11 protein-coding genes are annotated in these 12363 nt (G+C 62.7%); 9 read left to right on the forward strand and 2 right to left on the reverse strand.

Going from position 1 to position 12363, the window contains the following annotated elements; all coding sequences use genetic code 11:
* Window positions 1-232: 232 nt before the first annotated feature.
* The 4 genes from serS (at window position 233) to AC04SG_RS16115 (ending at window position 4607) form a co-directional block, all read left to right on the forward strand.
* The gene (serS, locus tag AC04SG_RS16100; protein ID WP_488551845.1) at window positions 233-1537 is read left to right on the forward strand and encodes a serine--tRNA ligase; all 1305 of its coding nucleotides are present in this window, start codon (window positions 233-235) and stop codon (window positions 1535-1537) included.
* Window positions 1537-2298, forward strand: coding sequence for a 5'/3'-nucleotidase SurE (gene surE / locus AC04SG_RS16105; RefSeq protein WP_488551846.1), 762 nt, complete (start codon window positions 1537-1539; stop codon window positions 2296-2298). The genes serS and surE overlap by 1 nt, the downstream gene beginning before the upstream one ends.
* Before the next feature lie 26 nt (window positions 2299-2324).
* A complete protein-coding gene (locus AC04SG_RS16110) occupies window positions 2325-2978 on the forward strand; it encodes a protein-L-isoaspartate(D-aspartate) O-methyltransferase (RefSeq protein WP_192257302.1) in 654 nt (217 codons plus the stop codon).
* 117 nt (window positions 2979-3095) lie between these two features.
* Entirely contained in the window at window positions 3096-4607 is a 1512-nt protein-coding gene (locus AC04SG_RS16115; protein ID WP_488551847.1) for a peptidoglycan DD-metalloendopeptidase family protein, read from the forward strand.
* A 126-nt stretch (window positions 4608-4733) separates the two neighbouring features.
* On the opposite strand, the gene AC04SG_RS16120 is transcribed toward AC04SG_RS16115, so the two are convergent.
* Window positions 4734-5846 (reverse strand): NAD-dependent epimerase/dehydratase family protein, encoded by a 1113-nt coding sequence (locus AC04SG_RS16120; RefSeq protein WP_488551848.1) that lies wholly within the window; start codon window positions 5844-5846, stop codon window positions 4734-4736.
* Between AC04SG_RS16120 and AC04SG_RS16125 the strand changes: the two genes are divergently transcribed.
* Window positions 5736-6551 (forward strand): helix-turn-helix domain-containing protein, encoded by an 816-nt coding sequence (locus AC04SG_RS16125; RefSeq protein ID WP_488551849.1) that lies wholly within the window; start codon window positions 5736-5738, stop codon window positions 6549-6551. The two genes, AC04SG_RS16120 and AC04SG_RS16125, sit on opposite strands and share 111 nt — an antisense overlap.
* Before the next feature lie 3 nt (window positions 6552-6554).
* Here the strand turns inward: AC04SG_RS16125 and AC04SG_RS16130 are convergent, their stop codons facing one another.
* A complete protein-coding gene (locus AC04SG_RS16130; RefSeq protein ID WP_488551850.1) occupies window positions 6555-7430 on the reverse strand; it encodes an ATP-binding protein in 876 nt (291 codons plus the stop codon).
* Window positions 7431-7701: 271 nt separating this feature from the next.
* Between AC04SG_RS16130 and yajC the strand changes: the two genes are divergently transcribed.
* From yajC to AC04SG_RS16150, 4 genes are all read left to right on the forward strand, one after another.
* A complete protein-coding gene (gene yajC / locus AC04SG_RS16135) occupies window positions 7702-8049 on the forward strand; it encodes a preprotein translocase subunit YajC (protein ID WP_112564772.1) in 348 nt (115 codons plus the stop codon).
* Window positions 8050-8104: 55 nt separating this feature from the next.
* Complete coding sequence (locus tag AC04SG_RS16140; RefSeq protein WP_488551851.1) at window positions 8105-9205, forward strand: SecDF P1 head subdomain-containing protein; 1101 nt, start codon at window positions 8105-8107, stop codon at window positions 9203-9205.
* Window positions 9206-9390: 185 nt separating this feature from the next.
* Window positions 9391-11940: a protein translocase subunit SecDF gene (gene secDF, locus AC04SG_RS16145; protein ID WP_488551852.1), complete on the forward strand. Its 2550-nt coding sequence runs from the start codon at window positions 9391-9393 to the stop codon at window positions 11938-11940.
* Between the two features lie 11 nt (window positions 11941-11951).
* A complete protein-coding gene (locus AC04SG_RS16150) occupies window positions 11952-12341 on the forward strand; it encodes an Mth938-like domain-containing protein (RefSeq protein ID WP_112564768.1) in 390 nt (129 codons plus the stop codon).
* Window positions 12342-12363 lie beyond the last annotated feature (22 nt).

A 12363-nucleotide genomic window follows, 5' to 3' on the forward strand; every position in this document is an offset into this window, starting at 1 on the left:
CGTTCCGGCGCAACCGGATCGGAATTTCCCTACTGTCCTTCACCGCTCGAAACAGGCTCGCCGCGCTGACGCCATCAAGCCCGATCTTGCATCGATCAAGGATGCGGTTTACCCCCTCTGGCCTGAAACGCATCGCTAAATCGGCGCTGCGTTTCGAGCCTTATTCTTGAGCAGATCGTAGCGCAAACCGCCGCGCATTTTTGGCGGCATGCTACCGCAGGAGCTTCTGACTATGCTTGATATCAAATGGATTCGCGACAACCCGAAGGCCCTTGTCGAGGCGCTGGCCAAGCGCTCGTGGTCGGCTGACGAGGCGCAGTCCACGGTCGATGATCTGATCGCCAAAGACGAGGCGCGGCGCGAGCACGTCACCGAATTGCAGACCAAGCAGGAGCGCCGCAACGCCGCCTCAAAGGAGATCGGCAACGCCATGCGCTCGGGCGATGCGGCCCTTGCCGAAAAGCTCAAGGCCGAAGTCGGCGACATCAAGACCTTCATCCAGAATGGCGAGGCGCGCGAGCGCGAACTCGACAAGGCGCTGAACGACGCGCTGGCGGTGCTGCCCAACGTGCCGCTCGACGACGTTCCGGTCGGCAAGGACGAGCACGACAATGTCGTCAAACACATTGTCGCCCAGGTGCCGACGCGGCCGAACTGGGTGAAGGAGCATTTCGAGATCGGCGAAGCGCTCGGCATGATGGATTTCGAGCGGGCGGCAAAGCTGTCAGGGTCGCGCTTCACCGTGCTGAAGAGCGGGCTGGCGCGGATGGAACGCGCCATCGGCCAATTCATGCTCGATTTGCACACGACCGAGCACGGCTACGAGGAAATCATCCCGCCGCTGATGGTCAAGGACGAGGTCCTGTTCGGCACCAACCAGTTGCCGAAATTCGAGGACGATCTGTTCTTCACGCCGCATGGCGATGGCCGACTGGGCCTGATCCCCACTGCCGAGGTGCCGCTCACCAACCTGGTGCGCGAAGAAATCACCGCGCATGAGAAACTGCCGCTGCGCTATACCGCGCTGACGCCGTGCTTCCGCTCGGAAGCAGGGTCGGCCGGACGCGACACGCGCGGCATGCTGCGCCAGCACCAGTTCTACAAGGTCGAGTTGGTCTCGATCACCGACCAGGAGTCTTCGCTGGCCGAGCATGAGCGGATGACGCAATGCGCCGAAGAAGTGCTGAAGCGGCTGGAACTGCCGTTCCGCACCATGGTGCTGTGCACCGGCGACATGGGCTTTGGCGCGCGCAAGACCTATGACATCGAGGTCTGGCTGCCCGGCCAGAACGCCTATCGCGAAATCTCTTCTTGCTCGGTCTGCGGCGATTTCCAGGCCCGGCGCATGGATGCCCGCTACAAGGACAAGGACGGCAAGGGCAACCGCTTCGTCCATACGCTGAACGGCTCGGGCACCGCTGTCGGCCGCGCTCTCATAGCTGTCATCGAAAACTACCAGAATGAGGATGGCAGCGTAACCATTCCTGAAGTGCTGCGGCCTTACATGAGTGGTCTGGCGAAGATCGAATCGAAATAATGCGCATTCTTCTGACCAATGATGACGGCATCCACGCCGAGGGCCTGGCGTCGCTCGAACGCATCGCCCGCACGCTGTCGGATGATGTCTGGGTGGTGGCGCCCGAGCAGGACCAGTCGGGCTATGCGCATTCGCTGTCGATCTCGGAGCCGCTGCGCCTGAGGAAGATCGGCGAAAAACATTATGCCGTGCGCGGCACGCCGACCGACTGCGTCATCATGGGCGTCAAGAAGATCCTGCCCGGCGCGCCTGACCTGATCCTGTCGGGCGTCAATTCCGGCGCCAACATCGCCGACGACGTCACCTATTCCGGCACGGTCGCCGGCGCCATGGAAGGCGCGCTGCTCGGCATCCGCTCGATCGCGCTCAGCCAGGGCTATTCCTATGTCGGCGAGGATCGCGTTGTTCCCTACGAGACCACCGAGACGTTGGCGCCGGCGCTGCTGAAGAAGCTCGTCGCCATGCCGGTGCCCGACGGCGTGCTGCTCAACGTCAATTTTCCCAACTGCCTGCCTGACGAGGTCGCCGGCACCGTGGTCACCTCGCAAGGCAAGCTGGTGCACAGCCTGTGGGTCGACGAGCGCCGGGACGGGCGCGGCCTGCCTTATTACTGGCTGCGCTTCGGCCGCGAGCCGGTCGAAGGCAAGCAAGGCACCGATCTCCATGCTCTGCGCAACCGGCTGGTGTCGGTGACGCCGCTGCAGCTCGACCTCACCGCGCATGAAATCCGCGATCAACTGACCAAAGCTCTGTCTGATTAAGGTTTTGGCATGAACAAGGTTTTTGCATGAACTTGCCGCTAGACGACCGCGAGGGTTTTGCCGCTTTCCTGCTGCGCCTGCGTGGCCGCGGCGCGGTGCCGAAGGCGTTGATCGCCGCCTTTGAAGCGACGCCACGGCGCGGCTTCCTCAACGGCCAATACCATTCCATCGCCTGGTCGGACGGCATGCTGCCGATCGAATGCGGCGAGGCGATCGAAGGCGCCGACCTGCAGGCGGCGGTGATCGCATCGTTGGCAATAGAGCCCGGCAACCGTGTGCTCGAGATCGGCACGGGGTCGGGCTACACGGCGGCGGTGATGTCGCGGCTGGCGGCGCGGGTCGTAAGCATAGACCGCTACAAGACGCTGGCCGAGCAGGCGAGGCAACGTTTCGAGGCGCTCGGCATCGGCAATGTCGTCGTGCGCCAGGCGGACGGTTCGAATGGGCTTGCCAATGAAGGGCCGTTCGACCGCATCGTCGCCTGGGCGGCATTCGACAGCCTGCCGCGCTTCCTGCTCGACCAGTTGTCGTCCGGCGGCATCGTCATTGCGCCGATCGGGCCGGAAGAGGGCGAGCAAGTGCTGGCCAAGCTGACCAAGGTCGGCAGCCGTTTCGAGCGCGAAGATATCGGAACCGTGCGCCTGCAGCCGATCCTGCGCGGTGTCGCGGCGGTCATCTAGCAGCACGCTCGAATATTTTAAGAAAATTTGCGTCGGATTCTAATGGGTTAACCCGCCAGTAACATTAACGCGCTTTAATCATGACCAGTGTGTACCGGGTCTGTGCGGGTTAGTGCGATGCAATTCAGTGTTTTGAAGGCAAACGGGCGTACTCTGTCGCGGGGTTGCGCTGTCCTCATGCTAGCCGGCGTGGCTGCCGGGTGTAGCTCCCAGGCCTCGCGGTTCAACGGTGTAGACGACGTCTTCACCTCCTCGACCAACAATCAGCGCGCCATCATCGACAAGCAGAGCACCGCGCAGCCCTATCCGGGCGATGTTTCGCCAGCGCCGATCGCTGCAGCACCGGTCGATGGCAGCCACACCCAGTCAGTCAGCCGCTCCAGCCTGGAGCCGGTCACCGTCCAGCAACTACCGCCGCCAAGCCAGCCGGCGGCGGTGGCGCCGATGCGCACCGCTTCCGCGCCGGCACTTGCACCGACACCGCATGTCGACAGGACGATGACGACCGGCACTGTCCAGCCGGCAAGGCCGTTCAAGAATGCTGATGAGCCTTACGCGCCGAAGCCGACCGCCGGCACGCCGCATGCTACCGAGATCGTCATCAGGGACGGCGAGACCATTTCCGGCATCGCCCAGCGCTATCACGTGCCGGCCGATGTGATCATGAAGGTCAACGGCTTAAGCGCTACCAAGGGGCTGAAGACCGGCCAGAAGCTGGTTATCCCGGCCTATGCCTATTCGAGCAAGGGGACCGAGCCGAAAGTTGCCGATGGCAAGCCGGCGAACAGCCCCAAGGCGCCGGCGCCGGAGAAGGTCGCCGTGCTGCCGCAGCAGCCGAAACTCAAGGACGGCAAATCCGCCGCGCAGGTCGACGCCTCGGCCGCCGCGAACAAGCCGAAGACCGAGAAGCCGGTGCAGCAGGTGGCTGCGGCCGCACCCAAGGCTGGCGCCGGCACCTATACAGTTCAGTCGGGCGATAGCCTGTCCTCCATCGCCAGGAAGACTGGCGTCGGCGTCGTCGCGCTGAAGCAGGCCAACGGCATGCAGGACGGGCTGCTCAAGATCGGCCAGACGCTGAAGGTTCCGGCCGGTGGCACTGCAACGGTCGCCACCGCCAAGCCCGCAAAGGTCGATCCGGTGACGACGGCCACTACCCAGCCGGCGGCAAAGCCGACGGAGACGCTCGCCACCTACACGCCGCCGAAGAAGGACGCCAAGGTTATCCAGCAGGCTGAGGACGACGACGCTGTCGCGCCGGATGCCACCGGCATCGGCAAGATGCGCTGGCCGGTGCGTGGTCGCGTCATCTCCAGCTTTGGCGGCGGCAAGGATGGTGTCGACATCGCCGTGCCGGAAGGGACGCCGGTCAAGGCGGCAGAAAACGGTGTGGTCATCTATGCCGGCGACGGCCTCAAGGAATTCGGCAACACGGTGCTGGTGCGCCACGAAAACGGTCTGGTCACGGTCTATGGTCACGCCAGTTCGATCGAGGTGCAGCGCGGCCAGAAGGTCAAGCGCGGACAGGAAATCGCGCTGTCGGGCATGAGCGGCACAACCGACGCGCCGAAGCTGCACTTCGAAGTGCGCAAGAACTCGGCCCCGGTCGATCCGTCCGGCTATCTCGAATAGTCGGGCCGTCTCGAATAGAACAATAAACGATTGCAGGCCGTCTGACCTCCAGTCCGGCCCGCCGGCTCAGCCCGCTCCGCAAGGGGCGGGCTTTTTCAGTTGCGGAAGATTGCCTGACGACCGGACTTAAAGATAATCCTGGAGGGTGTCGGCGATCATCTCCTCGAGGCTGCTGGCCTTAACGCCCAGAAGCGTCTCCGCATCGGAGGAATCAATCAGCAAGGGGGTCTCGAAGAGGTACCTCATCTCGATCAGCTCATGCATGCCGAGCGCTTCCATCTCGGGGATGGAGTAGGAGTGCGTCTCGGCAATATCCCGGCCAAGCATCGCCGCGGTTTTGCGGATAAGCTCGTTGGGCGAGGCGTATTGCGAGGGGACATGAAACGCCCGTCCCCATTCGCTGGTGTAGCGGGAGGCGGCGACGAGCGTCCTGGCGACGTCCTTGGTGAAGCTCCAGGCATGAGTTGCGTCGAGGTCCCCAATGAAAGCTGTAGGCTTTCCCTCGATAATGGAGGGCAGAGCGATCAGCGAGAAGTAGCTGATCGCGCCGTGCCCGAGATAGTCGCTGGACCGGATTTCGATCGCCGGCACGCTGGCGCGGGCCGCCCGCTGCCACATGATCGTCCTGGCGGTTCCCTTCTTCGAATTCGGGTCCAGCGGCATGTCGGAGCGCAGCGGGTTTTCGCCATTCCTGCCGTAACCATAGAGGTTTCCAAGCACGATGAGCTTGGCGCCTACTGCTTCCGCGGCGCGCACGGTGCCGTCGATTATGGGGAAAAAGTCTGTTGGCCAGCGATGATATGTGGCCATGGCACACATGAAAACGGCATCGGCGCCCTGGCACACACGCGACAGCGCCGAGGCGTCCGTGGCGTCGGCCTGTATCGACCGCACATTCCGCAACACGTTCGAACCGATACTTCGGCTGGTCAGGATGACATCATGGCCTTCCTCGCCAAGAAGGCGAGCCGTCTCGCGACCAACCGGGCCCGCGCCGACAACAACATACGAACTCATCGCAACCTCTCTTCCGTGTTTAAAGGAGAGGCGGGAGTACAGGTTCGCGGCGTTGAAAATCGCGCGGGAATTGCCAAATCTTGAACAGGTTTCGCCATGAATCGAGAGAGCATGCTTCCGCAATTCGCTCCGGCCTCGTCCTACGTCACGATGGTTTGCCGGCATATCGAGGCAGGCGTCCATCGGCTGCCCCGCGCGGCGCACCATCGCATCATGGTGCATGCAAGCGCGGCGACGCGTTCCTACTGCAATCAGGCCGGGCGATATTTCGTCAGGCGCGCCGGGGACATCGACCTTGTGCCGGCCGGGGAGGAGGGCGGTTTCGAGGCCGAAACCCCGTTCGACACGATGGAGATCGTCTTGCAGCCGGCCTTGATGGAAAGGGTCGCCGCGGAACTTGGCGGCAAGGCGCGAGCATCGCGGCTGGACACACGACATTTGCTGCGTGACCAGCGGATCGAGCATCTGGCTCGAGCGCTGCAGAGCGATCTCGCCGCAGGCGCGCCGAGTGGCCCTTTGTTTGCGGAAAGCATCGGCGCCGCGCTTGCGGTGAGGCTGCTCGGCCTCGATCGCCCTGACATGATTCGAGCGAACCGGTTGTCTGACGCCCAGCTCAAGCGTGTCCTCGAACACATCGAGGCCGCTCTCGACGAGCCGCTTTCGATCGATCGCTTGAGCCGGGTGGCCGGCGCGAGCAGTTCGCATCTGCGCACATGGTTCAAGGCGGCGATGGGCGTCACCTTGCATCGCTATGTGTTGCGACGCCGCGTGGAAAGGGCGTGCGTCCTGCTGCGGCGCGGCGATCTCAGCACGAGCGAGATAGCGGCGTTGACCGGCTTCGCGCACCAATCACACCTGGCGTATTGGATGCGCCGCGAGATCGGCCAGACGCCGCGCGACTTGCGACGGGCGCAGCCGCCCAAGTGACATTCAATCCTTCAGCGGCTTGCCGAGCCGGCCGGCGAGATCCTGCGTGAACTGCCAGGCGACGCGGCCGGAACGGCTGCCGCGCGTTGTCGCCCATTCCAACGCCTCTGCGCGCAGCTGCTCCGGGTCGATCTCCAGCCCGTGATGGCTGGCATAGCCGTTGACCATGTCGAGATATTCGTCCTGCGAGCATTTGTGGAAGCCGAGCCACAGGCCGAAACGATCGGACAGCGAAACCTTTTCCTCGACCGCCTCCGACGGGTTGATGGCCGTCGAGCGCTCATTGTCGATCATGTCGCGCGGCAAGAGGTGCCGGCGGTTCGAGGTGGCGTAGAAGATGACATTGGACGGGCGGCCCTCGACGCCGCCTTCAAGGGCTGCCTTCAGCGACTTGTAGGACGTGTCGTCATGGTCGAACGACAGATCGTCGCAAAACAGGATGATGCGGAAGGGCGCCACCTTCAATTGGCCCATCAGCCTGGGCAGCGTGTCGATGTCCTCGCGATGGATCTCGATCAGTTTCAGCGGCAGGCCGGATTTGGCTTTGGCGTTGATCTCGGCATGCACGGCCTTGACCAGCGAGGATTTGCCCATGCCGCGTGCGCCCCACAACAGCACATTGTTGGCAGCGTAGCCGGCGGCGAAGCGCTCAGTGTTTTCGACCAGTATGTCGCGCACGCGGTCGACGCCGCGGATCAGGCCGATGTCGACGCGGTTGACCTTGCGCACCGGCTCGAGATAGCCGGGATCGGCCTGCCAGACGAAGCAATCGGCCACGGCAAGATCGGTCTGCGGCACCGGCGGCGAGGCGAGGCGGGTGACGGCCTCGATCAGGCGGTCGAGCTTTTGGTTCAGGGCCTCGATGGTGCTGTCGGTCATGTCTCGGTCTTTTGTTGTTCTGCAAACGTGCGTAGCGGGCGGAAATCGTCCGGGTCCGGGCGAGATAGGAACGGGTTCCAAGCTTTTGTTTGAGCGTGATCTTTTGTGCAAACCACGCCCGTTAGCCGGGAGCATGCTCTAACACGGGTCACCGGGCTGGAAAAGCAGCCGAAAGCCGGGCGGCGCAGTTGCATTGGCAACTTTACCCACTATATTCCGGCCAAATTTGGCGAGGCCGCCTTATGGCCTTCTTCGTAACCAGGAGTTCTTGATGTTCGTCACACCGGCATACGCCCAAGCCACCGGAACTCCGCTTGGCCCGTTCGGGGATATCGGCATGATACTCCCGTTCGTGCTGATCTTCGTGATCATGTATTTCCTCATCATCCGACCGCAGCGCGCGCAGCTGAAGAAGCGCCAGGAGATGCTCTCGGCGGTGCGCCGTGGCGACACGGTCATCACCGGCGGCGGCTTCGTCGGCAAGGTGACCAAGGTGATCGACGACCATGAGCTCGAGATCGACCTCGGCGGCGGCACCAAGGTGACGGCACTGCGCTCGACCATCGCCGATGTGCGGGTCAAGGGCGAGCCGGTGGCCAACCAGAACGCGAAGAAGTAAGTCCAGAACAGAACCGGATTTTAGGGCAGGGTAAACCAGCAACGGGCAACGCCATATGCGGTTTTCGCGCCTTACGAAGATCCTGATCTGGCTGGCGGTTGCGGTCGTGGTGGTGTTCGGCGTGCTGCTCGGCGCGCGCTCCCTGAAGCCGGACGGCACGCTCGACGATCTTCTTGCCTGGCTGCCCAAGCGGCACGCGAGCTTCGAGCAGCTGGGCGGCTCGCAGTTGCTGCTCGAGGTGGACAAGGACGATCTGATCAAGTCTCGTCTCGAGACGGTGCTTGCCGACATTCGCACGCTGCTGCGCGACGCTCGAGTTGGCTATAAGGGGCTTGGTCAGTCGGGCCGCGAGGTACATCTCGAGATTAGAGATCCAGCACAAGTCGATGCCGCCAAGAAAGCCCTGAAGATATTTACCGATCCGGTCGCCGGGGATAATCCGGTCAAGGAGATGCTGCTTGATGAGCCGGAACCAGGACTGCTCAGGTTCACGCTGACGGATGACGGTTTGAAGCTGCGGACATCGATGGCGCTGGCGCAATCGATGGAAGTCGTCGAACGCCGGGTCAGCGACGGCATCGGCGTTGAACCGATCTCAAAGCCGCAGGGCAGTGACCGCCTCCTGGTTCAGGTGCCCGGCTTGCAGACGCCAGCTCGGCTTAGCGACATTCTGGGGCAGCCCGGCAATTTGACCTTGCAGATGGTCGATACGACGATGTCGGTACAGGACGCTCTCAATGGCCGTCCGCCGGCAGGCTCCTCGGTGCTTTATTCGCAGGACGATCCGCCGGTTCCGTATCTGATCGAAAACCGCGTCATTGTTTCCGGCGACAACATAGTCAATGCCCAGGCAACCTACAACTCGGCCATGAACGAGCCGGTTGTATCGTTCGCCTTCGACGCCAAGGGTAAGGCGCGTTTTGCCCAGGCGACCTCACAGAATGTCGGCAGACCCTTTGCGATAATCCTCGACAATCAGGTGCTTTCGGCGCCCATCATCCGCGAGCCGATCCTTGGCGGTACCGGTCAGATATCAGGCAACTTCACCAAGGAGAGCGCCGACGACCTTGCTCTACTCCTGCGTTCGGGCCCGATGCCGGCAAAGCTGAAAATAGTCGACGTGCGCACGATAGCGCCCGGCGGCGTTCAGAATTAGAATGGAAACCGACAGAGGCGATTGACGCTGAAACCGCTGCCAGCGGCAGCGCCGAATTGACCTTAGCGCGCTCGACAATCGACGATGTGCAGGGTAAGGGCGAGCCGGTGGCAAATAACAACGCCAAGAAATAACCGAATTGTCGGCGGAACGATCCGCCAGTATGCCCTCACGGACGACGCCATATGCTGTATTTTTCGCGCCTGAAGATGATCCTGATCTGGCTGGCCGTGGCCGCCACGTTCATCCTTGCCGCGCCCAACCTTTTCCCCGCCAGCACATTGGCGCAACTGCCAAGCTGGGTGCCGAAGCGGCAGATGACGCTCGGTCTCGACCTGCAGGGCGGCTCGCATATCCTCTTGCAGATGGACCAGAACGATCTGGTCAAGGCGCAGCTGGAGACGACGCGCGACGAAATCCGCACGCTGCTGCGCGACGCGAAGGTTGGCTATACCGGCCTTGGCGGCACCGGCAGGACCGTGCAGGTGCGCATCACCGACCCAAATCAGATCGACGCCGCGAAGAAGGCGCTGAAGCCGCTGACCGATCCGGTCGCTGCCGGCCTGTTCACCGGCGGCTCCATCCAGGAAATGTCGCTGGATGATTCCGAAGCCGGCCTGTTGAAATTCACCGTCACCGACGCCGGCATCAAATACCGCACCTCGGCTGCACTGGCGCAGTCGATCGAAGTCGTCGAGCGCCGCGTCAACGAACTCGGCACCACCGAGCCCATCGTGCAGCGGCAGGGCGACGACCGTGTGCTGGTCCAGGTGCCCGGCCTGCAGGATCCGCAAAGGCTGAAGGAGATCATCGGCCAGACCGCCAAGATGACCTTCCAGATGGTCGACACCTCGATGTCGGTGCAGGATGCGCTCAATGGCCGCCCGCCGGCAGGCTCCTCGGTGCTTTACTCGCAGGATGATCCGCCGGTTCCTTATCTGGTCGAAAACCGCGTCATCGTTTCCGGCGAGGATCTCGCCAAGGCGACGGCAACCTACAACTCGCAGACCAACGAGCCGGTGGTTTCGTTCACCTTCAATTCGCGCGGCGCGACCCGGTTCGGCCAGGCGACGCAGCAGAATGTCGGCAAGCCATTCGCCATCATCCTCGACAATCAGGTTATTTCGGCGCCGGTCATTCGCGAACCGATCCTTGGCGGCAGCGGCCAGATTTCGGGCAATTTCACCGCTGAAAGCGCCAATGATCTCGCCGTGCTGCTGCGCGCCGGCGCGCTGCCGGCGAAGCTGACCGTGATCGAAGAACGCACGGTGGGCCCGGGCCTCGGCCAGGATTCGATCCATGCCGGCAAGGTCGCCGGCATTATCGGCTCCATCCTTGTCGTCGCCTTCATGTTCGTCGCCTACGGCTTCCTCGGCTTCCTCGCCAACATTGCGCTTGCCGTGCACGTGGCGATGATCGTCGGTCTGTTGTCGTTGCTTGGCGCGACGCTGACCTTGCCCGGCATTGCCGGTATCGTGCTGACCATCGGCATGGCGGTCGATTCCAACGTGCTGATTTATGAGCGCATCCGTGAGGAGCGACGGCTTGGCCGCTCCGTGATCCAGGCGATCGATACCGGCTTCTCGAAGGCGTTGGCGACCATCGTCGATTCCAACGTGACGTCGCTGATCGCCACCGTCGTGCTGTTTTATCTCGGCACCGGCCCGGTCAAGGGCTTCGCCATCACCTACGCCATCGGCATCCTGACCACGGTATTCACCGCCTTCACCTTCACCCGTCTGCTGGTGTCGATCTGGCTGCGCCGCGCGCGCCCGAAGGAATTGCCGCGTGCGCCGGTGACCTTCATTCCGCCGGGCACAAAAATCCCGTTCATGGGCATCCGCCGCTGGACCTTCGCGCTGTCCAGCCTGCTGTCGGTCCTGTCGGTTATTGGATTCCTGACCATCGACATCAATTACGGCATCGATTTCAAGGGCGGCTCGATCATCGAGGTGCAGTCCAAGCAAGGCGACGCCGATATCGGCGATATCAGAAGCCGGCTGTCGGAGCTCAACATCGGTGAAGTGCAGGTGCAGCAGTTCGGCGCCGCCAACGACGTGCTGATCCGCGTCGGCACCCAGGAGGGTGGCGAGAATGCCGAGCAGACCGTCATCGACAAGGTGCGCGGTGAGCTGCAGGATAATTATGATTTCCGCCGCGTCGAAGTGGTGGGCCCCACGGTTTCGGGTGAACTGGCCAAGCAAGGCACCATTGCCATGCTGGTCGCGCTGATAGGCATCCTGGTCTATGTCTGGTTCCGCTTCGAATGGCAGTTCGCCGTCGGCGCCATCGTGGCGACGGTGCACGATGTGGTGATGACGCTGGGCTTCTTCGTCATCACCGGGCTCGAGTTCAACCAGTCGTCGTTGGCGGCGATCCTGACCATCATCGGCTATTCGTTGAACGATACGATCGTCGTTTATGACCGCGTCCGCGAGGATCTGCGAAAATACAAAAAGATGCCGCTGCCGCAATTGCTGAACAACGCCATCAACGAGACCCTGTCGAGAACGACGCTGACCTCGGTGACGACGATCCTGGCGCTGTTGGCGCTGGTGCTGTTCGGCGGTGAAGTGATCCGGTCGTTCACCATGGCGATGCTGTTCGGCGTCGTCTTCGGCACCTATTCGTCGATCTTCATCGCAGCACCCTTGCTGATCCTGTTCAGGCTAAGGCCGCAGGCGACGGCGGACGAGGAGAAGCCGATGGGTGGCGGCAAGGCCGTGGCGACCTGACGTCCACCCCGGTGGCAAAAGGCATCGTCATCCGCGAGGCGCATTTCCCCGGCCGCGCGCCGATCGAGGCCTATGGCAATGGCGGCTTCCGCTTCGCCGATATGTCGCATCGCGGCTCGCTGCTGTGCCTGCCCTCGGGCATCCATGGCTGGGAACCGGCCGATCCGCTGGCGCTGACGGCGGCCGATTTCAGCCTACTTTTGGCCGAGGCCGGCAAGGTCGAGATCCTGCTGGTCGGCACCGGCAAGGATTTGCGACCGTTGCCGGCGGCACTGCGCGCGGCATTGAAAGCGGCGGGCATTGCCTCCGACCCGATGTCGACGGGAGCGGCGGTGCGGACCTACAATGTGCTGCTTGCCGAAGACCGCGCCGTGGCCGCAGCCCTTATCGCCGTCGACTGACGTGACCGATACCGCCAACATC

The sequence above is a fragment of the Mesorhizobium sp. CNPSo 4684 genome (assembly GCF_057784315.1).

What these genes read in the sequence shown, in the direction of transcription:
- serS (WP_488551845.1), top strand. Translation starts at nt 233, where the DNA reads ATGCTTGATATCAAATGGATTCGCGACAACCCGAAGGCCCTTGTCGAG.
- surE (WP_488551846.1), top strand. Translation starts at nt 1,537, where the DNA reads ATGCGCATTCTTCTGACCAATGATGACGGCATCCACGCCGAGGGCCTG.
- AC04SG_RS16110 (WP_192257302.1), top strand. Translation starts at nt 2,325, where the DNA reads ATGAACTTGCCGCTAGACGACCGCGAGGGTTTTGCCGCTTTCCTGCTG.
- AC04SG_RS16115 (WP_488551847.1), top strand. Translation starts at nt 3,096, where the DNA reads ATGCAATTCAGTGTTTTGAAGGCAAACGGGCGTACTCTGTCGCGGGGT.
- AC04SG_RS16125 (WP_488551849.1), top strand. Translation starts at nt 5,736, where the DNA reads ATGCTTCCGCAATTCGCTCCGGCCTCGTCCTACGTCACGATGGTTTGC.
- AC04SG_RS16120 (WP_488551848.1), bottom strand. Translation starts at nt 5,846, where the DNA reads ATGCACCATGATGCGATGGTGCGCCGCGCGGGGCAGCCGATGGACGCC.
- AC04SG_RS16130 (WP_488551850.1), bottom strand. Translation starts at nt 7,430, where the DNA reads ATGACCGACAGCACCATCGAGGCCCTGAACCAAAAGCTCGACCGCCTG.
- yajC (WP_112564772.1), top strand. Translation starts at nt 7,702, where the DNA reads ATGTTCGTCACACCGGCATACGCCCAAGCCACCGGAACTCCGCTTGGC.
- AC04SG_RS16140 (WP_488551851.1), top strand. Translation starts at nt 8,105, where the DNA reads ATGCGGTTTTCGCGCCTTACGAAGATCCTGATCTGGCTGGCGGTTGCG.
- secDF (WP_488551852.1), top strand. Translation starts at nt 9,391, where the DNA reads ATGCTGTATTTTTCGCGCCTGAAGATGATCCTGATCTGGCTGGCCGTG.